This window comes from Flavobacterium sp. HBTb2-11-1, assembly GCF_009826975.1.
Classification (GTDB): Bacteria; Bacteroidota; Bacteroidia; order Flavobacteriales; family Flavobacteriaceae; genus Flavobacterium.
Map to the genome: position 1 here is coordinate 146,669 of NZ_WUMO01000002.1, position 21,999 is coordinate 168,667.

At 33.3% G+C, this 21,999-nt stretch carries 22 protein-coding genes; 9 read left to right on the top strand and 13 right to left on the bottom strand.

The features are described from left to right. Nucleotides 1-6 precede the first annotated feature (6 nt). From sucD to GR162_RS05785, 8 genes are all read right to left on the bottom strand, one after another. Nucleotides 7-879, bottom strand: coding sequence for a succinate--CoA ligase subunit alpha (gene sucD / locus GR162_RS05750; RefSeq protein WP_008464045.1), 873 nt, complete (start codon nucleotides 877-879; stop codon nucleotides 7-9). An 86-nt stretch (nucleotides 880-965) separates the two neighbouring features. Continuing rightward, a complete protein-coding gene (locus GR162_RS05755) occupies nucleotides 966-1,328 on the bottom strand; it encodes a nuclear transport factor 2 family protein (RefSeq protein ID WP_008464044.1) in 363 nt (120 codons plus the stop codon). 1 nt (nucleotide 1,329) lies between these two features. After that, nucleotides 1,330-2,259 (bottom strand): UDP-3-O-(3-hydroxymyristoyl)glucosamine N-acyltransferase, encoded by a 930-nt coding sequence (locus GR162_RS05760; RefSeq protein ID WP_160781335.1) that lies wholly within the window; start codon nucleotides 2,257-2,259, stop codon nucleotides 1,330-1,332. Between the two features lie 122 nt (nucleotides 2,260-2,381). Further along, nucleotides 2,382-2,948 carry an elongation factor P gene (gene efp, locus GR162_RS05765; protein WP_008464042.1) on the bottom strand — a complete coding sequence of 189 codons (567 nt, stop codon included), beginning with the start codon at nucleotides 2,946-2,948 and terminating at the stop codon, nucleotides 2,382-2,384. A 138-nt stretch (nucleotides 2,949-3,086) separates the two neighbouring features. Continuing rightward, nucleotides 3,087-3,872 (bottom strand): acyl-ACP--UDP-N-acetylglucosamine O-acyltransferase, encoded by a 786-nt coding sequence (gene lpxA, locus GR162_RS05770; protein ID WP_008464041.1) that lies wholly within the window; start codon nucleotides 3,870-3,872, stop codon nucleotides 3,087-3,089. Between the two features lie 74 nt (nucleotides 3,873-3,946). Next, on the bottom strand, nucleotides 3,947-5,335 hold the full coding sequence (locus tag GR162_RS05775; protein ID WP_008464039.1) for a bifunctional UDP-3-O-[3-hydroxymyristoyl] N-acetylglucosamine deacetylase/3-hydroxyacyl-ACP dehydratase: 1,389 nt from the start codon (nucleotides 5,333-5,335) through the stop codon (nucleotides 3,947-3,949). Further along, a complete protein-coding gene (gene lpxD, locus GR162_RS05780; RefSeq protein WP_008464038.1) occupies nucleotides 5,328-6,371 on the bottom strand; it encodes a UDP-3-O-(3-hydroxymyristoyl)glucosamine N-acyltransferase in 1,044 nt (347 codons plus the stop codon). The genes GR162_RS05775 and lpxD overlap by 8 nt, the downstream gene beginning before the upstream one ends. A gap of 39 nt (nucleotides 6,372-6,410) precedes the next feature. Beyond that, nucleotides 6,411-7,640 (bottom strand): HD domain-containing protein, encoded by a 1,230-nt coding sequence (locus GR162_RS05785; protein ID WP_008464036.1) that lies wholly within the window; start codon nucleotides 7,638-7,640, stop codon nucleotides 6,411-6,413. A gap of 223 nt (nucleotides 7,641-7,863) precedes the next feature. On the opposite strand from GR162_RS05785, the gene GR162_RS05790 reads away from it, so the two are divergent. The 4 genes from GR162_RS05790 (at nucleotide 7,864) to GR162_RS05805 (ending at nucleotide 11,644) form a co-directional block, all read left to right on the top strand. After that, a complete protein-coding gene (locus GR162_RS05790) occupies nucleotides 7,864-9,417 on the top strand; it encodes a bifunctional response regulator/alkaline phosphatase family protein (protein WP_008464034.1) in 1,554 nt (517 codons plus the stop codon). 77 nt (nucleotides 9,418-9,494) lie between these two features. Further along, nucleotides 9,495-9,902, top strand: a complete 408-nt coding sequence (gene tsaE, locus GR162_RS05795) for a tRNA (adenosine(37)-N6)-threonylcarbamoyltransferase complex ATPase subunit type 1 TsaE (protein WP_160781336.1) — start codon at nucleotides 9,495-9,497, stop codon at nucleotides 9,900-9,902. Nucleotides 9,903-10,033: 131 nt separating this feature from the next. Continuing rightward, nucleotides 10,034-11,233: an alanine dehydrogenase gene (locus GR162_RS05800; protein WP_008464031.1), complete on the top strand. Its 1,200-nt coding sequence runs from the start codon at nucleotides 10,034-10,036 to the stop codon at nucleotides 11,231-11,233. Nucleotides 11,234-11,269: 36 nt separating this feature from the next. Next, on the top strand, nucleotides 11,270-11,644 hold the full coding sequence (locus GR162_RS05805; RefSeq protein ID WP_160781337.1) for a DUF4258 domain-containing protein: 375 nt from the start codon (nucleotides 11,270-11,272) through the stop codon (nucleotides 11,642-11,644). Between the two features lie 127 nt (nucleotides 11,645-11,771). Here the strand turns inward: GR162_RS05805 and GR162_RS05810 are convergent, their stop codons facing one another. Continuing rightward, the gene (locus GR162_RS05810; RefSeq protein ID WP_160781338.1) at nucleotides 11,772-12,437 is read right to left on the bottom strand and encodes a uracil-DNA glycosylase; all 666 of its coding nucleotides are present in this window, start codon (nucleotides 12,435-12,437) and stop codon (nucleotides 11,772-11,774) included. A gap of 189 nt (nucleotides 12,438-12,626) precedes the next feature. Here GR162_RS05810 and GR162_RS05815 point away from each other — a divergent pair, with 189 nt between their 5' ends. Together GR162_RS05815 and GR162_RS05820 are read left to right on the top strand one after the other, a co-directional pair. Further along, nucleotides 12,627-14,792, top strand: a complete 2,166-nt coding sequence (locus tag GR162_RS05815; protein ID WP_066034678.1) for a DNA mismatch repair protein MutS — start codon at nucleotides 12,627-12,629, stop codon at nucleotides 14,790-14,792. Between the two features lie 254 nt (nucleotides 14,793-15,046). Beyond that, nucleotides 15,047-15,460: a thiol-disulfide oxidoreductase DCC family protein gene (locus GR162_RS05820; protein WP_160781339.1), complete on the top strand. Its 414-nt coding sequence runs from the start codon at nucleotides 15,047-15,049 to the stop codon at nucleotides 15,458-15,460. 221 nt (nucleotides 15,461-15,681) lie between these two features. Here the strand turns inward: GR162_RS05820 and ettA are convergent, their stop codons facing one another. From ettA to holA, 3 genes are read right to left on the bottom strand one after another with little or no spacing between them, the layout of a single operon-like run. After that, on the bottom strand, nucleotides 15,682-17,373 hold the full coding sequence (gene ettA / locus GR162_RS05825) for an energy-dependent translational throttle protein EttA (protein WP_160781340.1): 1,692 nt from the start codon (nucleotides 17,371-17,373) through the stop codon (nucleotides 15,682-15,684). A gap of 59 nt (nucleotides 17,374-17,432) precedes the next feature. Further along, nucleotides 17,433-17,615: a CAL67264 family membrane protein gene (locus GR162_RS05830; protein WP_008464023.1), complete on the bottom strand. Its 183-nt coding sequence runs from the start codon at nucleotides 17,613-17,615 to the stop codon at nucleotides 17,433-17,435. Between the two features lie 60 nt (nucleotides 17,616-17,675). Continuing rightward, a complete protein-coding gene (holA, locus tag GR162_RS05835) occupies nucleotides 17,676-18,680 on the bottom strand; it encodes a DNA polymerase III subunit delta (protein ID WP_008464021.1) in 1,005 nt (334 codons plus the stop codon). A gap of 69 nt (nucleotides 18,681-18,749) precedes the next feature. On the opposite strand from holA, the gene GR162_RS05840 reads away from it, so the two are divergent. From GR162_RS05840 to GR162_RS05850, 3 genes are read left to right on the top strand one after another with little or no spacing between them, the layout of a single operon-like run. After that, a complete protein-coding gene (locus tag GR162_RS05840; RefSeq protein ID WP_008464020.1) occupies nucleotides 18,750-19,205 on the top strand; it encodes a type I restriction enzyme HsdR N-terminal domain-containing protein in 456 nt (151 codons plus the stop codon). A gap of 22 nt (nucleotides 19,206-19,227) precedes the next feature. Next, complete coding sequence (locus GR162_RS05845; RefSeq protein WP_160781341.1) at nucleotides 19,228-20,247, top strand: glycosyltransferase; 1,020 nt, start codon at nucleotides 19,228-19,230, stop codon at nucleotides 20,245-20,247. A gap of 33 nt (nucleotides 20,248-20,280) precedes the next feature. Beyond that, nucleotides 20,281-21,114 carry a flagellar motor protein MotB gene (locus GR162_RS05850; RefSeq protein ID WP_008464017.1) on the top strand — a complete coding sequence of 278 codons (834 nt, stop codon included), beginning with the start codon at nucleotides 20,281-20,283 and terminating at the stop codon, nucleotides 21,112-21,114. Nucleotides 21,115-21,306: 192 nt separating this feature from the next. On the opposite strand, the gene GR162_RS05855 is transcribed toward GR162_RS05850, so the two are convergent. Then, the gene (locus GR162_RS05855) at nucleotides 21,307-21,927 is read right to left on the bottom strand and encodes an L-threonylcarbamoyladenylate synthase (RefSeq protein WP_066035223.1); all 621 of its coding nucleotides are present in this window, start codon (nucleotides 21,925-21,927) and stop codon (nucleotides 21,307-21,309) included. Nucleotides 21,928-21,999: the final 72 nt, after the last annotated feature.

Genomic DNA, 21,999 nt, shown 5'->3' on the forward strand with positions numbered 1-21,999 from the left:
TGAAAATTATCCAAGTACTTCTTTTACTTTTTTACCAATTTCAGCTGGTGAATCAACAACGTGAATTCCGTTCTCTCTCATGATTTGTTTTTTAGCAGCAGCTGTATCATCAGAACCACCAACGATTGCACCTGCGTGACCCATTGTTCTACCTGCAGGAGCAGTTTCTCCAGCGATAAAACCAATAACTGGTTTACGGTTACCGTCAGCTTTTACCCATCTTGCAGCATCAGCTTCTAATTGACCACCAATTTCACCAATCATGATGATAGCTTCAGTTTCTGGATCGTTCATTAATAATTCAACAGCTTCTTTAGTAGTAGTTCCAATAATTGGATCTCCACCAATTCCGATAGCTGTAGTGATTCCTAATCCTTGTTTTACAACTTGGTCAGCAGCTTCGTAAGTTAAAGTTCCAGATTTAGAAACGATACCAACTGTTCCTTTTTTGAAAACGAAACCTGGCATAATACCAACTTTAGCTTCACCTGGAGTAATTACACCTGGACAGTTTGGACCAATTAATCTTGAATTTCTTTCTTTAACATAATTATTTGCTTTAATCATATCTGCTACAGGAATTCCTTCTGTAATAGCAATAATTACTTTAATTCCAGCATCAGCAGCTTCCATAATTGCATCAGCAGCAAAAGCTGGCGGAACAAAAATGATAGAAGTATCAGCACCAGCTTGGTCAACAGCATCTTTTACTGTATTAAAAACTGGACGATCTAAATGGCTAGTACCACCTTTTCCTGGAGTTACACCTCCAACAACATTAGTACCGTACTCAATCATTTGAGAAGCGTGGAAAGTTCCTTCACTTCCTGTAAATCCCTGAACAATTATTTTGGAATCTTTATTAACTAAAACACTCATGATATATATTTTATGTAGTTTTTAAATTTGTGTTGCAAAAATAAGGTTTTGTAATGTATTTTGACTCTTTTATTGTCAAAAAAATATTAAGAAAATTGACTCATTTGATAACCTCTATAAAGTTTATCATCTTTTATTTGCCAAATGGTTGCAAAATGCGCTAAAAGCATCTCCTCTCTCGGATTCTCAATTGTTTTCACAAAATGAGAGTAACGCACTGATACTAAATCATCTTCGCTAATAATATGGCTAATTCTAACCTTAGAACGCACATAGGCACGACTAAGCTCATTGGCCATTTCAATTATCGAATCATAATCCATCTGAATAAAACCTTTACTGCTGTTCCATTCAAGCGTTACATCAGGATGCAGATATGTTTTTAAAATTTCGCTATCAATTAGGGCATCTGACTTATAAAATTTCTGAACAAATTCTTTAATAGACATATTACTTCAATTTACTTAAAATTTCAGGAATCTTCTTGATATTGGCTAATTGTTTCAATTTCTCTCTAGACTCTTCAATTGGGGTTCCAAAATATGATTTTCCTCCCTCAACTGATTTTGTTACACCCGTTTGCCCCATAACAACTGCTTTTGCTCCAATTGTTATACCGCTTGTTGTACCAACTTGACCCCATAAGGTCACTTCATCTTCTATAATCACGCAACCTGCAATACCAGTTTGCGAAGCAATCAGACATTTTTTTCCAATTACGGTATCATGGCCAACATGTACTTGATTATCTAATTTAGAACCTGCACCGATAGTTGTATCTCCAGTAACTCCTTTATCGATTGTACATAAAGCACCAATACCAACATTATCTTCAATAACAACTCTTCCGCCAGAAACTAATTGGTCAAAACCTTCAGGACGTTTTTTATAATAAAAAGCATCAGCTCCTAGAATAGTACCAGCATGTATAATAACATTGTCGCCGATTACAGTATAATCATAGATAGAAACATTAGAATGTATCAAACAGTTTTTACCTATTTTCACATGATTTCCAACAAATGTATTTGGCTGAATTATAGTACCCTCTCCTATTTCTGCAGAAGGTGCAATGGCAACATTAGCAAATTGAAACGGTTTAAAATGTTTGGTAAGAATATTGAAATCTCTAAACGGGTCGTCAGATATTAAAAGGGCTTTACCTTCTGGACATTCCACTTCTTTGTTTATTAAAACAATTGTCGCTGCCGATTGTAAAGCTTTATCATAGTATTTTGGGTGGTCAACAAAAACAATGTCTCCAGGCTCCACAACGTGTATCTCGTTCATGCCTAAAATTTGAAAGTCCTTGTCGCCAATAAATTTGCAATTAAGCAAATTGGCAATTTCTTGTAAAGAATGACTCTTTGGAAATTTCATATAGTATAATTAGAAAATTTGTCAATTAGAAAATGAGTCAATTAGAATGTGAATATACAAAATTATGTCGATTCACTTATTATCTAATTGACTCATTGTCAAATTTATCTTAATCAAAAAGACTACTCTTTTACACGCTCCATATAAGAACCTGTAGCTGTATCAATTTTAATTTTATCACCTTCGTTAATAAACAAAGGAACATTGATGTTCGCTCCTGTTTCTACTGTAGCATTTTTAGTAGCGTTTGTTGCAGTATTTCCTTTTACACCTGGTTCAGCGTAAGTTACTTCAAGAATAACAGATGCTGGCATATCTACCGATAAAGGCAAATCAGTTTCTGTATTGATTTGAACCATTACGTTTGTACCTTCTTTTAATAATTCTGGAGCATCCAAAATATTTTTGTTCAAAGAAATCTGCTCAAACGTTTCAGCATTCATGAAGTGAAATTCATCTCCCTCTGGATATAAAAACTGGAATGTATGTGTTTCAACACGAATAACGTCAATCTTGTGTCCTGCTGAAAATGTATTATCTAATACTTTTCCAGAAGTTAAACTTTTCAATTTAGTTCTTACGAAAGCTGGTCCTTTTCCAGGTTTTACGTGAAGAAATTCAATAATTTTATAGATATCGTGATTAAATTTAATACACAATCCGTTTCTAATATCTGATGTAGATGCCATTTTGTTTTTTTATTTTAGATTTTAGAATGTAGATTTCAGATTCTTTACATAGAATCAATCTTCATTTTTATTTAATATTTATTTCAAATTCTTTTCAAAGTTCAGAAATCTGTCCGATAGCTATAGGAACTAAAATAATTAGTAGTTCCCTGAATAACCTTTCATAATTCCTCTAGATGAATTTCTAATAAAATCTAGAATTTCATCTCTTTCTGGAGTTGCTTCCATTTCAGCTTCAATAATACTTAAAGCCTGAGTTGTATTATAATTCTTTTGATATAAAATTCTATAGATCTCCTGAATTTCTCTAATCTTTTCAGTTGTGAAACCTCTTCTTCTTAAACCAACAGAGTTAATACCAACATATGATAATGGTTCTTTTGCTGCTTTTGTGTATGGCGGAACGTCTTTTCTAACCAAAGACCCACCAGAAATCATAGCGTGATCTCCAATATGGATAAATTGGTGAATTGCAGCCAAACCTCCGATAACAGCATGATTTCCAACAACCACGTGACCTGCTAAAGCAACACCGTTTACAATAATTGCATTGTTTCCAATCTCGCAATCGTGAGCAATATGCGCGTAAGCCATTACTAAACAATTGTTACCAATTACAGTCTGACCAGAAGCAATTGTTCCTCTGTTTATGGTTACACATTCTCTAATTGTACAATTATCACCAATAATGGCAAGAGAATCCTCACCTCCGAATTTTAAATCTTGTGGTACCGCAGAAATTACAGCCCCCGGAAAAATATTACAATTTTTTCCAATTCGAGCGCCTTCCATGATCGTCACGTTTGAACCAATCCAAGTACCATCACCAATAACAACATTATTGTGGATTGTTGTAAATGGCTCTATTACAACGTTTTTAGCGATTTTTGCGCCTGGATGAACATATGCTAATGGTTGATTCATCTGTATGTTTTATATTTTTAATTAAAATATTCTAATTTGAAGCAACAAACCTAAACAATAAATTTGATAATTTATTATTGTTTTCTTGCTATTTGTGCCATTAATTCTGCTTCAGTTACTAATTTACCATTTGCATAAGCGTTAGCCTGCATATGACAAATTCCTCTTCTGATAGGAGAAATTAACTCACATTTAAAGATTAAAGTATCACCTGGCAATACTTTGTGTTTAAATTTAACATTATCAATTTTCATGAAATATGTCAAATAATTTTCAGGATCTGGAACAGTGCTTAATACTAATATCCCACCTGTTTGTGCCATTGCTTCTACAATTAATACACCTGGCATAACTGGAGCTTCAGGGAAGTGACCAACAAAGAAATTCTCGTTCATAGTAACATTTTTCAATCCCACTACGTGACGATCAGACATTTCGATAATTCTGTCAATCAACAAGAATGGCGGTCTGTGAGGCAGCATAGACATGATTTTATGAATATCCATCAATGGTTCTTGATGTAAATCATAAGTAGGAACATGATTTCTCTGCTCTATTTTGATAATTTTTGCCAATTTCTTTGCAAATTGAGTATTTACAAAGTGTCCTGGTTTATTAGCAATAATTTTTCCTTGAATACGAACTCCAATTAAAGATAAATCTCCAATTACGTCAAGCAATTTGTGTCTTGCAGCTTCGTTTGGATAGTGTAAAGTCAAGTTATCCAAAACTCCATTTGGCTTAACAGAAATCTCTTCTTTACCAAATGCTTTCTTTAAATTCTCCATTGTAGACTCAGAGATTTCTTTATCTACATAAACAATTGCGTTGTTTAAATCTCCACCTTTAATAAGTCCGTGCTCTAAAAGAGACTCTAATTCGTGTAAGAAACTAAAAGTTCTAGAGCTTGCAATTTCAGATTTAAAGTCTGCTAAACTTTTAAGAGTAGCATTTTGAGTACCTAAAACTTTTGTACCAAAATCTACCATTGTTGTAACCTGATATTCATCGCTTGGCATAACAAGGATCTCGCTTCCTGTTGCTTCATCAGTAAAAGAGATTACTTCTTTTACTACGTAAACATTACGTTGCGCATCTTGTTCTTCAATTCCAGCTTTTTCAATCGCTTCAACAAAATATTTTGATGAACCATCCATAATAGGAAGTTCAGAGGCATTCAATTCAATAATAATGTTATCCAAATCGCAGCCAACTACTGCAGCTAAAACGTGTTCTGGTGTTTGAATTTTTACTCCTAATTTCTCAAGATTTGTTCCTCTTTGAGTATTAACAACATAATTAGCATCAGCCTCAATGACTGGTTGACCTTGCAAATCTACTCTTACAAAAGTGAAACCATTATTAACGGGTGCAGGTTTAAAAGTCATTGTAACTTCTTTTCCAGTGTGTAAACCAACTCCTGTTAGCGAAATTTCATTTTTGATGGTCTTCTGTTTAACCATTATTTCCATTTTTTGGGTTTATTATTTGTTTTTTTAATTCTTCAACTTCAGCCACAATTTTAGGCAGATTCTTAAAATGAACGTACGATTTATTAAAATCCGTATATCCAAGAGATGGCGTCCCCTGCAGAACTTCATCATCTTTAATGTTTCTAGCTACACCTGACTGCGCTTGAAGCCTAACATTATTTCCTATTGTTAAGTGACCTGCAATACCTACTTGCCCACCAATCATACAGTTTTCGCCGATTTTTGTAGAACCTGCCACACCAGTTTGAGCTGCTATCACAGTATTTTTACCAATTTCTACATTATGGGCAATCTGAATTTGATTGTCTAATTTAACTCCTTTTCTAATAATTGTAGAACCAAGAGTTGCTCTGTCAATTGTAGTATTAGCACCAATATCTACATTATCTTCAATGATAACATTTCCAATCTGAGGTACTTTACTGTATTCTCCATTTTCGTTTGGAGCAAAACCAAAACCATCTGCACCTATAATAACACCAGAATGCACTGTGCAATTATTACCGATTACAGTTTCAGAATAGATCTTTGCACCAGCAAAAATGAATACATTATCTCCAATAACAACGTTATCACCAATAAAGCTATTTGGGTAAATTTTCACATTATTCCCTAAAACCACATTTTGCCCGATATAACTAAAGCTTCCTAAATATAAATTCTCGCCATATTTAGTTCCTTCAGACATATACGACTGAGGTTCGATACCGTTTTTGTTTAATTTTACCTGATTATAAAAATGCAAAAGTTTAGAAAACGCTGCATAAGCATCTTCTACCTTTATAAGTGTAGTACTAATTTCCTGTTCAGGAATAAAGCTATCATTAACAATTGTTACTGTCGCTTTTGTAGTATATATATAATTGATATACTTCGGGTTAGCCAAAAAAGTAAGCGATCCTTCGTCACCTTCTTCGATCTTGGAAAGCTTAGAAACTTCTGCATTGGGATTCCCAACAACTTCTCCTTCTAAAATTCCTGCTATTTGTTCTGCTGTAAATTTCATCGCGACAAAAATATAAAAAATAGGATTTAAATGTTAATTTTATATAAGTTGTTTTGGGAAACAGATATAATATTTTGTTACCAATTTAGATAACGATTTCAAATTCAGCTGGTCAGAAGCTTCAACAACATCTTCAATTGTTTTATCTTTTTTCAAAATACGAATAGGTTCTGCTTCTTTACTATACGCTTGGTTTTTAATTTTTCCTCTAAAAATAAAATACCCCGCATCTACAGCCGAAATTTGATGCGCTTCTGCAAACTCCTCTTTTAAAGATTGCGATTCTTCCATCGGAATTTTCTCTGCGCTAAGCTTAATTTTCAGCAAATCTCTGTTAATGATCATTTTACTTAAAGTAGAAAGTATAAAATCATTGTGCCTTTGCCAAGCTTTTAATGCGCTTATAATATCAAAATCATCTAATTGTGAAAACAAGTCTAATTTCTCTGCATCAAAATCTTCAAGCGTAATTTTATTTTGCATGAAATACATTAGAGGTTCGCTGCAAGGTAGTTTAACACCTTTTAGAGTCAGTTCTTTTGCTCTTTTTAAAACTTTCATTAAAATTAATTCTGCCACCAAGCTTGTTTTGTGCAAGTAAGCCTGCCAGTACATTAATCTTCTGGAAAGCAGAAATTTCTCGACAGAATAAATTCCTTTTTCTTCAATGACCAAAACATCGTTTTCTACGTTCATCATCTGAATCAATCGTTCAGAATTTACATTTCCTTCTGCAACACCTGTATAAAAACTATCTCGTTTTAAATAATCCATTCGATCCATATCCAATTGACTCGAAATCAATTGCAACATGAATTTTCTGTGATATTCTCCTTTAAATACCTGAATCGCCAAACTTAATCTTCCGCCAAATTCTTCGTTAAGCTGATTCATAAACAATAGCGAAATGGCTTCATGATGCACATCTTCAACAATGCTTTTTTCCATTGCATGCGAAAATGGCCCATGCCCTATATCATGAAGCAAAATTGCTATTAAAAGCGCATTTTCTTCTTCTTCAGAAATAACTACATCTTTAAAACGAAGCGTATCAATGGCCTTCTTCATCAAATGCATACATCCTAAGGCATGATGAAAACGGGTATGATTGGCTCCTGGATACACCAAATATGATAATCCCATCTGTGAAATACGGCGCAAACGTTGAAAATAAGGATGCTGAATTAAGTCGTAAACCAGCTCATTCGGAATCGTAATGAAGCCATATATAGGATCGTTGAATATTTTTAATTTATTGATCTGAGTCACAGTGTGGTCATTTTTTAGGTCAACAAATATAAGTAAATAAGTATAAAGAGCTTGGTGTTTTTTATTTAAAAATCACAATCGAAATTGTAATGATTATCAATAAAATACATTTAAAAATGTTAAATTTCAAAATAAAATCATGCTTCATCTTAAATAATTTTATACTATTTTTAATACTTTTTAAGTTCTATAACTTTAAATTGCAGTAAAATTAAATTGATTTATGGATAAGATAAAAATACTTTGGGTCGACGATGAAATCGATCTTTTAAAGCCTCACATATTATTTCTAGAAAAAAAGAATTACGAAGTTACGACTTGTAATAACGGACTCGATGCGATTGCGCTATTTGAAGAAGATAATTTTGATATTGTTTTTCTAGATGAAAACATGCCTGGAATGAGTGGATTGGAAACACTTTCTGAAATGAAAGAGAAAAAATCGGCCATCCCTATGATTATGATTACCAAAAGCGAGGAAGAATACATTATGGAAGAAGCCATTGGTTCTAAAATCGCTGATTATCTGATTAAACCGGTAAATCCGAATCAGATTTTATTGAGTTTGAAGAAAAATCTCGATGATTCGAGATTAATTACAGAAAAAACAACCTTAGATTACCAGAAAGAATTCAGAAAAATTTCGATGGAATTGGCAATGGTTAATTCATATGAAGACTGGATTGAACTGTATAAAAAATTGCTTTTTTGGGAACTAAAATTAGAAGACATCAACGATACAGCGATGATTGAAATTCTAGAATCTCAAAAAGTCGAAGCGAATTCTCAATTTGGAAAATATATCGAGAGAAATTACGAAGACTGGTTTGCTCCAAAAGCAGATAAACCAATTCAATCCAATACTTTATTTAAAGAATTAGTGGTTCCAGAAATAAAAAAGAAAGACAAACCGATTCTTTTTGTAGTAATTGATAATCTACGTTACGACCAATGGAAAGCTTTTGAAGGCGTTATTTCAAACTATTACAAACTAGAAAAAGAAGTTCCGTACTACTCTATTCTTCCTACTGCTACTCAATATGCACGAAACGCAATTTTTTCTGGATTAATGCCTTTAGAAATGGAAAAACAGTTTCCTGAATATTGGAAAAATGATGTGGAAGATGGCGGAAAAAACCTTTACGAAGCAGAATTTTTATCAGCTCAATTGAAACGTTTAGGCTTAAACATTAAGGAAGATTATTTTAAAATCACGAATTATGCTGGAGGAAAAAAACTAGCAGAAAACTTTAAGGCCTTAAAAGGAAACGACTTAGTAACGGTAGTTTACAACTTTGTTGATATGCTTTCGCACGCTAAAACCGAAATGGAAGTCGTAAAAGAATTGGCTTCAGATGACAAAGCATATCGTTCTTTGACTTTAAGCTGGTTTAAAAATTCACCTTTGTTAGAAATCATTCAACAAGCACAACTTTTAGGCTTCAAGCTGATTCTAACAACTGACCACGGAACAATAAATGTAAAAAATCCGTCGAAAGTTGTGGGAGATAAAAATACAAGTCTAAATTTGCGTTACAAAACTGGACGCAGCTTAACATATGAGCAAAAAGACGTTTATGTAGTAAAAGAGCCTAAAACTATTGGTTTGCCGGCTATAAACATGAGCAGTTCGTTTATTTTTGCCAAAAATGATTTCTTTTTGGCTTACGTAAACAACTATAATCATTATGTGAGTTATTACAAAAACACCTACCAGCACGGCGGAATTTCGTTAGAAGAAATGATTATTCCGTTCTTGGTATTTAATCCGAAATAAAAAGTTTTCAGTCGCGGTTGTCAGTCACAGTAATACTGAAAGCTGCGACTGAGACTAAATTAAATAAGTAATTAAAAATGAATATCGTTTTTTCATTAGATCAAATTCAAGAAGTTGCAGAGCAGATTATAGCTTCAAATCCTAATAAAATTATCCTTTTTAATGGAGAAATGGGAGTTGGAAAAACTACTTTGATCAAACAGCTTTGCAAAAGTCTTGGAATTACTGACGCAACTAGTAGCCCTACTTTTTCTTTAGTAAACGAATATCAAATTCCAAGCGGAAAAAAAGTCTATCATTTTGACTTTTACAGAATAAAACAAGAAACAGAAGCGCTAGATATGGGAGTTGATGATTACCTATATTCTGGAAATTGGTGTTTTATTGAATGGTCTGAAAAAATCGCAAGTTTAATTCCAGAAGAACATTCTACAATAAACATTAAATTACTTTCTGACAGTAAAAGAGAGTTAGAATTGGTCTAAAAATATTCAATCAGTACTTTTAATTGAGGGATATTGTATTTCTTAACTTTTCGCTTTGAGTATTAGCAGAATTTTTACACTAATTTTAAAACTTTTTACGTAATTTGTACTCTTAATTTTTTGCACTATCCATGTCAATCACGTTAACTCCATTTACAAAACAACAATTAATACCGCAGGAAGAAAAACTTGAGGTTGGTCGTTTTAAAAGAGAACTTTTTATAGGAATTCCTAAAGAAACAAGTTATCAGGAACGTCGTATCTGTCTTACGCCTGATGCAGTCGCTTCTCTAACTTATGAAGGGCATCGCGTTATGATAGAATCGGGCGCTGGAGAAAGTTCGAGTTATACAGACAAAGAGTACGCAGATGCCGGTGCGGAAATTACAAAAGATACCAAAAGAGTTTTTGGCTGTCCGTTTCTATTAAAAGTAGAACCGCCAACTTTAACTGAAATCGAAATGATTAATCCTGAAACGGTTATTATTTCTGCTATTCAGCTAAAAACCAAAAAGAAAGAATACTTCGAAGCTTTAGCAAAAAAGAAAATCACTGCCTTAGCTTTTGAATATATAAAAGATGAAGACGGTTCTTATCCAGCAGTAAAATCTTTAAGCGAAATTGCCGGAACAGCTTCAATCTTAATTGCTGCCGAATTAATGATTACAAACGAATTCGGGAAAGGACTTTTATTCGGAAACATAACTGGCGTTCCTCCTACCGAAGTTGTAATACTTGGTGCTGGAACTGTTGGTGAATTTGCCGCTAAAACAGCAATTGGATTAGGAGCCAATGTAAAAGTTTTCGATAATTCGATCACTAAATTACGTCGTCTGCAGAACAATTTAAATCAAAGAATTTTTACTTCCACCATACAGCAAAAAGGTTTATTAAAAGCTTTAAGACGCTGTGATGTCGCAATTGGCGCCATGCGTGGTAAAGAACGCTGTCCGATTGTGGTTAATGAAACAATGGTTGAACACATGAAAAAAGGCGCTGTAATTGTTGACGTCAGCATTGATACTGGAGGTTGTTTTGAAACATCTGAAGTTACGACTCATGAAAAACCAACATTCATAAAAAATAATGTTTTACACTATTGTGTGCCAAATATCCCTTCAAGATATTCTAAAACTGCTTCATTATCAATCAGTAACATTTTAACACCTTATTTACATCAGATAGCCGAAGATGGTGGTATTGAAAGTGCCATTCGATGTAACAAAGGCCTTAAAAACGGAATTTATTTATATCACGGAATCCTAACAAATAAAGCTATTGGCGACTGGTTCGATCTTCCGGATAACGATATTAATTTACTTGTATTTTAAGGGAACTTTAGTGTACCTTTGCAAAAAATTTATTTCATGAAGTTCGTACATCGTTTTGCATATTACCTGATTGGTCTCGTTATGGGATGTTTTATTGTATCAGGATTTTTTATCGGAAAAGACACCCGATGCAATTATTTTCCAAATGCCAGAGTTTTAAACAATCTTAGAACAAAACCATTTCAATATTCTCCAAAAGCTGTTCAGACTTTAAACGAAAAATGGGTTGACACAGCAGATATCAAAAACACCTTAACTTACGGAGATGTGGATTTTGACCAAAGCAATGTTCCTTCAAAAGGCGGAAAACTATACATCATTGAAGGAAAAACGGTTAAAAATCAAGAGATTATTTTAAAAGTAGTGAATTACGAAAACAAAGCTGTTTTAGAAGAAATTGTCAAAAAATAAAAAGAAACCCAATAACAAAACAGTTATTGGGTTTTCTTTTATAAAAATATTTCTCGAAAATCAAAAAGACGCAAAGTTTTTTCTCTTTGACACTTTGCAACTCTGAACCTTTGTAGCTTTAAAAAACTTACCACTCAATTTCTTTCAATCCTTTCGCTTTCAAGAAATCATTAGTCTGACTGAAATGTTTATTTCCAAACCAAAAACCTCTATTGGCGCTCAAAGGCGAAGGATGTCCCGATTTTAAAATATGATGTTTTGATGCATCGATCAAAGAAGCTTTCTTTTGAGCAAAACCACCCCAAAGCAAGAAAACAACATTTTCTTTTTCAGCAGAAATTTGCTTAATGACAGCATCTGTAAATTTTTCCCAACCTTTTCCTTGATGGCTCCCCGCTTCAGATTGCCTAACGGTTAAAGTTGCATTTAAGAGAAAAACACCTTGGTCTGCCCAACGCTCCAAGTTTCCAGTTTTTGGCAGCGGTTTACCCAAATCCGTTTCGATTTCTCTAAAGATATTATATAACGAAGGAGGAAAAGGAATTCCGTCATTCACAGAAAAACACAAACCATTTGCTTGATTTGGTCCGTGATAAGGATCTTGCCCAATAATAACCACTTTTACTTCATCAAAATGGCAATGATCAAAAGCAGAAAAAATCTGGCTCCCTTTTGGGTAGCAAACTTTTGTCGCATATTCCGATTTTACAAATTCAATTAAATCTTTGAAATATGGTTTTTCGAATTCTTCATTCAAAACAGGCTTCCAAGAAGAATGCATTTTTACGTCCATAATTTTTTTTTTATGCGAATTTCTGAAATAAATACTTAAAATCAAAAAAGTCCAAAGTCCAAAGCTAAGTAAACTAAAAACTATAATTCATAATTCATAATTCATAACTTATCATTAATATTCATAAGTCATAATTCACAATTCATGATTGTTTTCGTACTTTTGTCTTTGCTTTCATAAAGAAATTAAATGATCAGTATTACCGAAAAAACGTTACAAGACTTACAATTTCCAACCGTTCTCGAAACCATATCTGATGGTTGCAACACCGATATTGGAAAAGAAAAGGCTTTACAAATAAAACCATTTAGAGATAAAGAAGAATTAATGCAAGCTTTGATGCAGACATCAGAGTATGTGTCTTCTTTTCAAAATAACAACGCCATTCCGAATCACGGATTTGACGCTATAACGCATGAAATTAAGTTTCTTGCCATCGAAGACAGTTTTCTGGAAGTTGGAAGTTTTAGAAAAATTGCCAATCTTTCTGCGACTACAAATGTCTTGTTGAATTTCTTAAAAAAGTTTGACGATTATTATCCAAATTTAAATGCAAGAGCTTCTCGCGTAGAATTAACCAAAGATATTATAACAGCAATTGATGCAATTGTAGACAAATATGGAGAAATAAAAGACAATGCTTCTCCTACTCTGTCTGGAATTCGCCAAAATATGAATTTGGTTCGCGGAAAAGTAAACCAAAGTTTTGGTGTGGCTTTAACTCAATACAATAGCTTGGGTTATTTGGACGATATTAAAGAGAGTTTTGTTCAAAACCGTAGAGTTTTAGCGGTGCTAGCCATGTATCGCCGTAAAGTAAAAGGCTCAATTTTAGGAAGTTCCAAGACTGGAAGCATTGCTTACATTGAACCTGAAGCTACTTTAAAATATTCTCGTGAATTAGCGAATTTAGAATATGAAGAGAAAGAAGAAATTACGAGAATTTTGAAGAATTTATCCAATGTAATTCGTCCTTATCTTCCTTTATTGATTGAATATCAAGACTTTTTAAGTGATATTGATGTTGTTGCTGGAAAAGCAAAGTATGCAAATCGCATTAACGGAATCTTACCAGCAATTACAGAAGAAAGAAGATTGTTTTTTAGAGAAGCCTATCATCCGATTTTGTATTTGACTAACAAGCAAAAACAAGAAGTTACGCATCCGCAGACGATTGAACTGAAACAAGAAAACAGAATTATTGTAATCTCTGGCCCAAATGCTGGAGGAAAAACTATTTCTTTAAAAACAGTTGGATTATTGCAATTAATGCTGCAATCAGGAATATTAATTCCGGTTCATGAAAGAAGCGAAACTTTCTTGTTCGACAGAATCTTAACCGATATTGGAGACAACCAATCTATTGAAAATCATTTAAGTACTTATTCCTATCGTTTAAAAAACATGAATTACTTTTTAAAGAAATGTAATCGAAAAACCATGTTTTTGATTGATGAATTTGGTACAGGTTCTGATCCTGAACTGGGTGGTGCTTTGGCTGAAATTTTCTTGGAAGAATTTTATCATCGTGAAGCTTTTGGAATTATCACAACGCATTACGCGAATTTAAAAATTTTGGCAAACGAATTACCATACGCAACAAATGCGAACATGATGTTTGATGAAAAAACTCTTGAGCCAATGTACAAACTGGCTCTTGGTCAGGCAGGAAGTTCTTTTACTTTTGAAGTGGCACAAAAAAATGGAATTCCGTTTGGATTGATTAATCGTGCGAAAAAGAAAATTGAAGTTGGAAAAGTCCGTTTTGATAAAACCATTGCCAATCTTCAAAAAGAAAGATCGAAGCTTGAAAAAACTTCTCTCAATTTAAAAGAAGAAGAAACTCGCGCGCGTGAGGAAAGCAAAAAGATGGAAACCATCAATACCAAGATTCAGCAAAAACTGGAAAGCTATCAAGAATTATACGACAGTAATCAGAAAATAATTTACATCGGACAAAAAATTGATGATATTGCCGAGAAATATTTCAACAACAAAAACAAAAAAGAACTTATTGGCGAATTTTTGAAAATTGTTGAGATTGAAAATTCAAAACGTAAAAAAGCAACTCCAAAAGAAGTAAAAGCAAAAGTTGAAAAACAAAAAGAGATTATTGCCGAAGTACAGGTAAAAGTTGAAGAAATTCGAAAAGAGAAAAAAGAGAAAAAACTTAAACCTGTTGTAGAAAAACCTAAACCTATTTTAAAAGTTGGTGACCGAGTAAGAATGCTCGATGGCAGATCGGTTGGAAGCATAGACTTAATCGAAAAAAATAAAGCAACTGTAAATTATGGCATTTTTACTTCGAAAGTAAGCTTGGACGAATTGGAATTGGTAGAAGCTATTAAGAAATAAAGTTTTCAGTCGCAGTGACAGTTTTCACTATAAAAAATTGATCAAAAAACGCCAAAATCAAAATAAAGCGATTTAAGCGATTGTTTTAAAAATTACACAAAAGTAGGTCGGCATTATTTTTAAATCGATTTAGAGCAATTTATGAAAGCTGTTTTTAATTTATTAAATTTATGCAAAAATAAAATTCGATAGATAAAATTAATTTATTTATATTATATATAACTTTTATAAAGTTTTACTTTTAAAGCCATAAAATGGAAAGCCTTCCCATAAATAAAAAAATTATTCTTTTTGACGGAGTTTGCAATCTCTGCAGTTCGGCGGTTCAATACATTATCAAACATGACCAAAAAGATATTTTTAGATTTGTCGCATTACAATCTGATTTAGGAATTTCGATTTGCAAACATTTGGGAATCAGTTTTTCAAAAATGGACAGTATAATTTTATATGATCCTGGAACAGCTTATTTTTATAAATCTTCTGCAATTATTGAAATTGCTAAAAATTTCGGAGGCTTTTGGAAACTCACTCCAATTTTTAGAATTTTACCCATTTTTATTAGTGACAGAATTTATGATTATGTCGCAAAAAACAGATACAATTGGTATGGCAAAAAAGAAAGCTGTATGATTCCAAATCCGGAGCTGAAAAAGAAGTTTCTTTAAGAGAAATTCCAAATTCTGAAATTCCAAATTCCAATTTTCCACAATATTGTCATTTCGACGAAGGAGAAATCTTCGCAAGTAACTCCGTAACGAAAACCCAATCTTCAAGCTTCTCGTGGAGATTTCTCCTTCGTCGAAATGAAATACTATGTATTAACAAAAAATCCCAAATTCGCATCAATTGGAATTTAGGATTTTTTATATTTAAACTTTTCAGATTCTTATCTGATCAATTTTCTGTATTTCAAACGTTTTGGAGTTAAGTCACCACCAAGACGTTTCTTTTTGTTTTCTTCGTAATCAGAGAAACTTCCTTCAAAGAAATAAACTTCAGAATTTCCTTCAAAAGCTAGAATGTGTGTACAAATTCTATCCAAGAACCATCTGTCATGAGAAATAATTACAGCACAACCGGCAAAATTCTCCAAACCTTCTTCAAGAGCACGAAGTGTATTTACGTCAAGGTCGTTTGTAGGCTCATCCAGTAAAAGTACGTTTCCTTCTTCTTTCAAAGTCATCGCTAAGTGCAAACGGTTACGTTCTCCACCAGAAAGCATTGATACTTTTTTGTTTTGCTCTCCACCACCAAAGTTGAAACGAGATAAGTAAGCTCTTGAATTTACCTGCTTACCTCCCATCATAATCAACTCCTGACCATCTGCAAAGTTTTCCCAAATAGATTTATTCGGATCAATATTGGCGTGCGACTGATCTACGTAAGCAATTTTTACAGTATCACCAACCGTAAATTCTCCGCTATCAGTAGTTTCTTCTCCCATTATCATTTTGAAAATAGTAGATTTACCAGCACCGTTTGGTCCGATAATTCCAACAATACCTGCTTGTGGCAAAGTAAAATTCAGATTATCATATAATAATTTATCTCCAAAAGCTTTAGAAACATTTTTGGCTTCAATAACATTTGTTCCTAAACGTGGACCATTCGGGATGTAGATCTCTAATTTCTCATCCAATTGTTTTTGATCTTCATTCAATAATTTGTCGTAGTTCTGCAAACGCGCTTTTTGTTTTGTCTGACGACCTTTTGCACCTTGACGAACCCACTCCAACTCACGCTCTAAAGTTTTTCTACGTTTAGAAGCTACTTTTTCTTCTTGAGCCAAACGGTTTGATTTTTGATCCAACCAAGAAGAATAGTTTCCTTTCCATGGAATACCTTCTCCTCTATCTAACTCAAGAATCCAACCTGCCACATTATCAAGGAAATAACGGTCGTGCGTTACCGCAATTACAGTTCCAGAATATTGTGCTAAGTGTTGCTCTAACCAAAGAACTGACTCAGCATCAAGGTGGTTAGTAGGCTCATCTAATAACAATACGTCTGGCTGTTGCAATAACAAACGGCATAATGCTACACGGCGACGCTCTCCTCCTGAAAGGTTTTTAATTGGCGTATCTCCTTCTGGAGTACGCAACGCATCCATCGCGATTTCTAATTTTGTATCGATTTCCCAAGCACCAAGCGCATCAATTTTGTCTTGTAAAGCTGCCTGACGGTCCATCAATTTATCCATTTTATCCTGATCTTCGTAGTATTCTGGAAGACCGAATAAGTCATTAATTTGATTGTATTCTTCTAAAACTGCCATAGTTTCAGCCGCACCTTCACGAACAATTTCGATAACTGTTTTAGAATCATCCAAAATCGGTTCTTGCTCTAGATATCCCACTGTGTAGCCAGGTTGAAAAACTACATCTCCTTGATAGTTTTTATCAACTCCAGCAATAATTTTTAAAAGTGAAGATTTTCCAGAACCGTTAAGTCCCAAAATTCCAATCTTAGCTCCGTAAAAGAAACTGAGGTAAATATTCTTAAGAACCGGTTTGTCTGCTCCTTGATAGGTTTTACTCAATTTCTGCATTGAGAAAATTACTTTCTTATCGTCTGACATTTTTATATTTTATTTTAATTGTTTAATTAGATTTGAGATTAATATTGCCGCTATTTAAATTAAACTCTGCCTTTTAAAGCATTGAATACCCAGGCATTTGCAAAAAAACCAACTCCAACAGCACCAAATCCCCAACCTGACACATCACTGTATCTAAAGATTCCAAGACCTATAAGCAACAATCCCATAAGCACCATTATTAAAGTAGCCCATCCTAAAATGGTATTTTTATTCATTCCCATAGTTTATAAATATTTTAATGCAATTTTTTTAGAAAGGCAAATATCGTGAATTTTAACGGCTTAATTAAAAATTTTATATAGCATTTCTTTTAATAGATCAGATTGAGGTAATGCGTTAGCTCCCACCCCTTTACTCTTAACATCAATATCTCGTAAAGCACCAACAATCTGACTTACTTTTCGCATTGGATAATTTTTTACTGCCAAATCATATTCTTTTAAGAAATACGGATTCACTCCAAGTGCTGATGCCACATTTTTAGGACTCTTATCTTTTAATCCATGGTATTTTAGAAGCTGAACAAAAAAACCGAATACCAATCCTGTAGTCATAACAAGAGGATATTCTTTCGGATTATGGGCAAAATTTTCCGCTATCTTATAAGCTTTCAATTGATTGCGTTCTCCAATAGCTTTTCTAAGTTCGAATACATTGTAATCTTTACTGAAACCTATATTTTCTTCAATGTGCTCGGCTGTAATCATTGTCCCCTGTGGTAAAATAATCTGTAGTTTCTCCAGCTCATTATTGATTTTACTCAAATCTGTCCCTAAAAATTCTACAAGCATAGCATTTGCTTTGGGATCAATCGTATATTTTTTTCCAGCTAAAACACGTTTAATCCAGTCTCCAACCTGATTTTCGTATAATTTTTTGCTTTCATAAACAACGCCTTTCTGCCCTAAAAGCTTAGTAACTTTTTTACGTTTATCCAGCGTTTTGTATTTATAGCAAAAAACCAAAACCGTGGTCTGCATCGGGTTTTCGACATAAGATTCGATTTTGTCAATTGTTCTAGATAAATCCTGCGCCTCTTTCACGATAACAACCTGACGCTCAGCCATCATAGGATAGCGCTTGGCCGTTGAAATTATATCATCAACTGATACATCTCTTCCATATAAAACTGTCTGATTAAAACCTCTTTCTTCTTCAGCCAAAACATTCTCTTCAATATACTCCGAAAGCTTATCTATATAATATGGTTCTTCACCCATTAAAAAATAAATCGGTTTAATATCTCCGGCTTTTATATCATTAACAATTTTTACTACTTCGTCCATTTAAAATTTGTTTCAAGTTTAAAGTTTCAAGTTGATACGAAACCTCAAACTATTTTTTATTTTTGCTTTATGCTTAAACTAAATTTCCCAACTTACACTTTCCGATTCAAAAATAGCGAAAATAAAGTGTCTATTTTTGATGAAATCAGGAAAAAATTTATAATTCTTACTCCAGAAGAATGGGTTCGTCAGCACGTTGTTCATTATCTCATGCATGAAAAAAAATATCCAAAATCACTTATTAACGTAGAGAAAGTTTTAACTGTCAATGGATTACGAAAACGATATGATGTTGTTGTGTTTAACTCAGATGGTTCTATACATATATTGGTAGAATGTAAAGCACCTGAAGTCAAAATCTCTCAAGCAACTTTTGATCAAATTGCGCGTTACAATATGACAATGCAGGCACGGTTTTTGAAAGTCACAAACGGACTAAACCATTTTTACTGTCAGATGGATTTTGAAAACGAACGATATGAGTTTTTAAGAAGCCTGCCTGACTATAAAGAAAACCATTTATAAAGAATAAATAATTAGAATACTTTTGGATAAGATAGCAGTTGTCATTTTAAATTGGAACGGAGTAAAATTGCTTGAGCAATTTTTACCTTCTGTTATTCGGTTTTCAGAAGGCGCAACAATTTATGTTGCCGACAATGATTCTACGGATAATTCTGTTGCGTTTGTTACAGAGAATTTCCCTACCGTAAAAATTGTAAAGAACTCTGGCAATCATGGTTTTGCAAAAGGCTATAATGATGCCTTAAAACATATTGATGCAGAAATATACGCATTGGTAAATTCAGATATCGAAGTTACCGAAAACTGGCTGAAACCAATACTTGATACTTTCGAAAAAGAAAAACAAACTGCCATTATTCAGCCTAAAATTCTTGATTTTAAAAACAAGGAGTATTTTGAATATGCAGGAGCCGCTGGTGGTTTTATTGATAAATACGGCTTTCCTTTCTGTAGAGGGAGAATATTTGACACAGTCGAAAAAGATAACGGACAATATAACGACAACATCGAACTATTCTGGGCTTCAGGCGCTTGTTTCTTTATCAGAAAAAATGTTTACCACGAGTTAGGTGGATTTGACGAAAGCTTCTTTGCGCATCAGGAAGAAATAGATTTATGCTGGAGAGCTGCAAATGAAGGACATATTATAAAATACAATTCGCAAACTGTTGTTTACCACGTTGGCGGCGCAACATTACAGCAAGGAAATCCGAAGAAAACCTATTTGAATTTTAGAAATTCATTGTTAATGATGGTCAAAAATCTGCCAAAAAGAGGATTATTCTGGGTGATTTTCTTCCGCATGATTTTGGATGGAGTTGCCGGTATACGTTTTCTTACACAAGGCAAGTTTGGGCATACTTTTGCCATTTTAAAGGCACATTTTTCATTTTATTGCTTATCTTTAAAATATCTCGGAAAAAGAAAAGATTTTCAAATACAGCAATACTATATGGTAAAAAGCGTCGTTTTCCTTTACTATATAAGAAAATTGACCTTATTTAAAGAAATCTTTAACAGTATTCAAAATATTAAAAACTAAATTTGTAATTCAAGTCTAATTAAAATTAAATTTATGAGAAAAATAGTTATCGCACTATCAGTATTAATGGCCCTAACATCATGTGTTTCTAAAAAGAAATATGCTGAGTTGGAAGCTAAAAACAAAGAGACTCAAGATTTGTTAAACTCATGTACTGTAAAATTAAATACGTGCTTAGAAGAAAAAGCTGGATTAGCTGCTACAGCTGAAAGCTACAAACAACATAATCAAGATCTAATCAATAGTTCTAAAGATTTAACTATCTTAACTACTAAAGGTGCTGAAAACCTTGAAAAATCTCTTGAAAGTTTAAAAGAAAAAGATTTAAAAATCGCTAGACTTCAAGACGCTTTAACTAAAAAAGACAGCGTTACTTTAGCATTGGTTACAAGCTTAAAAGGAGCAGTTGGAATCAACGATCCAGACATCGAAATCAATGTTGAAAAAGGAGTTGTATTTATTTCTATCGCTGATAAATTATTATTCAAAAGCGGTAGCTATGAAGTAAGCGACAAAGCGAAAACAGTTTTAGGAAAAGTTGCTAAAGTGGTTAACGACAAACCTGATTTCGAATGTATGGTTGAAGGCCACACTGATAACGTACCATACAAAAGCAACGGTATTATCTTAGACAACTGGGATTTGAGCGTTAAACGTTCTACTTCTATCGTACGTGTATTAACAAACGATCTTGGTGTTAACCCAGCTAAATTAATTGCTGCTGGTAGAAGCTCTTACGTTCCATTAGTTTCTAATGATACCGCTGAAGATAGAGCTCGTAACAGAAGAACTCGTATCGTAGTTATGCCAAAAATCGATCAATTCTATGATATGATTGAAAAAGAAATGAAAAAACAAGCAAAATAATCCTTGGTTTTACATACTATAAAACAGAAAAAGCAGGTCAATTGACCTGCTTTTATGTATTCTTAATTCTTATTTTAATTAATCAATTAAACGCAAAATCAAGAATAACATTATCTTTAAGTAACTAACTAAATTTTAACATAATAAAGTTACTCATTATTTTTTGTACTTTTATACTTTTAGTGTATTTTTTTACAAAATATCAATATCACCCTTACCTTCTCTTACTATAACTGGTTCATGTTCAGAAAGATCAATAATTGTTGATCCCACATTATCTCCGTAGCCACCATCTATCACCATATCTACAAGATGTTGCCACTTTTCAAAAATTAACTCTGGATCTGTGGTATATTCTATTACATCATCTTCATCGCGAATAGAAGTGGAAACCACAGGATTTCCTAACTGGCGAACAATTTCTAATATGATATTGTTATCTGGAACACGAATACCAACTGTCGTTTTCTTTTTAAATTCTTTTGGTAGATTATTATTACCAGGCAGAATAAAAGTATATGGCCCCGGCAATGCTCTTTTCAAGATTTTAAAAGTTGATGTGTTAATCTGACGAACATAATCTGATAAATTGCTCAAATCATGGCAAATAAAAGAAAAATTGGCTTTCTCTAATTTTACTCCCTTTATTTTAGCAATTTTCTCCAATGCTCGTGAATTGGTAATATCACAACCTAAACCATAAACTGTATCTGTTGGATAAATTACCAAACCTCCATTCTGAAGCACTTTTACCACTTTGGCAATTGCGGCTTCACTAGGTTTGTCTGGGTATATTTTTATAAATTCTGCCATATCTTTTTGTTTCAAGTTTTTGTTTGTTTCATGTTTCAAGTTTGTCAGACTGAGCGGAGTCGAAGTCCTCTA

What these genes read in the sequence shown, in the direction of transcription:
- GR162_RS05775 (WP_008464039.1), bottom strand. Translation starts at nt 5,335, where the DNA reads ATGGTTAAACAGAAGACCATCAAAAATGAAATTTCGCTAACAGGAGTT.
- efp (WP_008464042.1), bottom strand. Translation starts at nt 2,948, where the DNA reads ATGGCATCTACATCAGATATTAGAAACGGATTGTGTATTAAATTTAAT.
- lpxD (WP_008464038.1), bottom strand. Translation starts at nt 6,371, where the DNA reads ATGAAATTTACAGCAGAACAAATAGCAGGAATTTTAGAAGGAGAAGTT.
- GR162_RS05760 (WP_160781335.1), bottom strand. Translation starts at nt 2,259, where the DNA reads ATGAAATTTCCAAAGAGTCATTCTTTACAAGAAATTGCCAATTTGCTT.
- GR162_RS05855 (WP_066035223.1), bottom strand. Translation starts at nt 21,927, where the DNA reads ATGGCAGAATTTATAAAAATATACCCAGACAAACCTAGTGAAGCCGCA.
- sucD (WP_008464045.1), bottom strand. Translation starts at nt 879, where the DNA reads ATGAGTGTTTTAGTTAATAAAGATTCCAAAATAATTGTTCAGGGATTT.
- GR162_RS05805 (WP_160781337.1), top strand. Translation starts at nt 11,270, where the DNA reads ATGAAGTTCGTACATCGTTTTGCATATTACCTGATTGGTCTCGTTATG.
- GR162_RS05815 (WP_066034678.1), top strand. Translation starts at nt 12,627, where the DNA reads ATGATCAGTATTACCGAAAAAACGTTACAAGACTTACAATTTCCAACC.
- GR162_RS05820 (WP_160781339.1), top strand. Translation starts at nt 15,047, where the DNA reads ATGGAAAGCCTTCCCATAAATAAAAAAATTATTCTTTTTGACGGAGTT.
- tsaE (WP_160781336.1), top strand. Translation starts at nt 9,495, where the DNA reads ATGAATATCGTTTTTTCATTAGATCAAATTCAAGAAGTTGCAGAGCAG.
- GR162_RS05850 (WP_008464017.1), top strand. Translation starts at nt 20,281, where the DNA reads ATGAGAAAAATAGTTATCGCACTATCAGTATTAATGGCCCTAACATCA.
- GR162_RS05840 (WP_008464020.1), top strand. Translation starts at nt 18,750, where the DNA reads ATGCTTAAACTAAATTTCCCAACTTACACTTTCCGATTCAAAAATAGC.
- GR162_RS05800 (WP_008464031.1), top strand. Translation starts at nt 10,034, where the DNA reads ATGTCAATCACGTTAACTCCATTTACAAAACAACAATTAATACCGCAG.
- holA (WP_008464021.1), bottom strand. Translation starts at nt 18,680, where the DNA reads ATGGACGAAGTAGTAAAAATTGTTAATGATATAAAAGCCGGAGATATT.
- lpxA (WP_008464041.1), bottom strand. Translation starts at nt 3,872, where the DNA reads ATGAATCAACCATTAGCATATGTTCATCCAGGCGCAAAAATCGCTAAA.
- GR162_RS05790 (WP_008464034.1), top strand. Translation starts at nt 7,864, where the DNA reads ATGGATAAGATAAAAATACTTTGGGTCGACGATGAAATCGATCTTTTA.
- GR162_RS05810 (WP_160781338.1), bottom strand. Translation starts at nt 12,437, where the DNA reads ATGGACGTAAAAATGCATTCTTCTTGGAAGCCTGTTTTGAATGAAGAA.
- ettA (WP_160781340.1), bottom strand. Translation starts at nt 17,373, where the DNA reads ATGTCAGACGATAAGAAAGTAATTTTCTCAATGCAGAAATTGAGTAAA.
- GR162_RS05755 (WP_008464044.1), bottom strand. Translation starts at nt 1,328, where the DNA reads ATGTCTATTAAAGAATTTGTTCAGAAATTTTATAAGTCAGATGCCCTA.
- GR162_RS05830 (WP_008464023.1), bottom strand. Translation starts at nt 17,615, where the DNA reads ATGGGAATGAATAAAAATACCATTTTAGGATGGGCTACTTTAATAATG.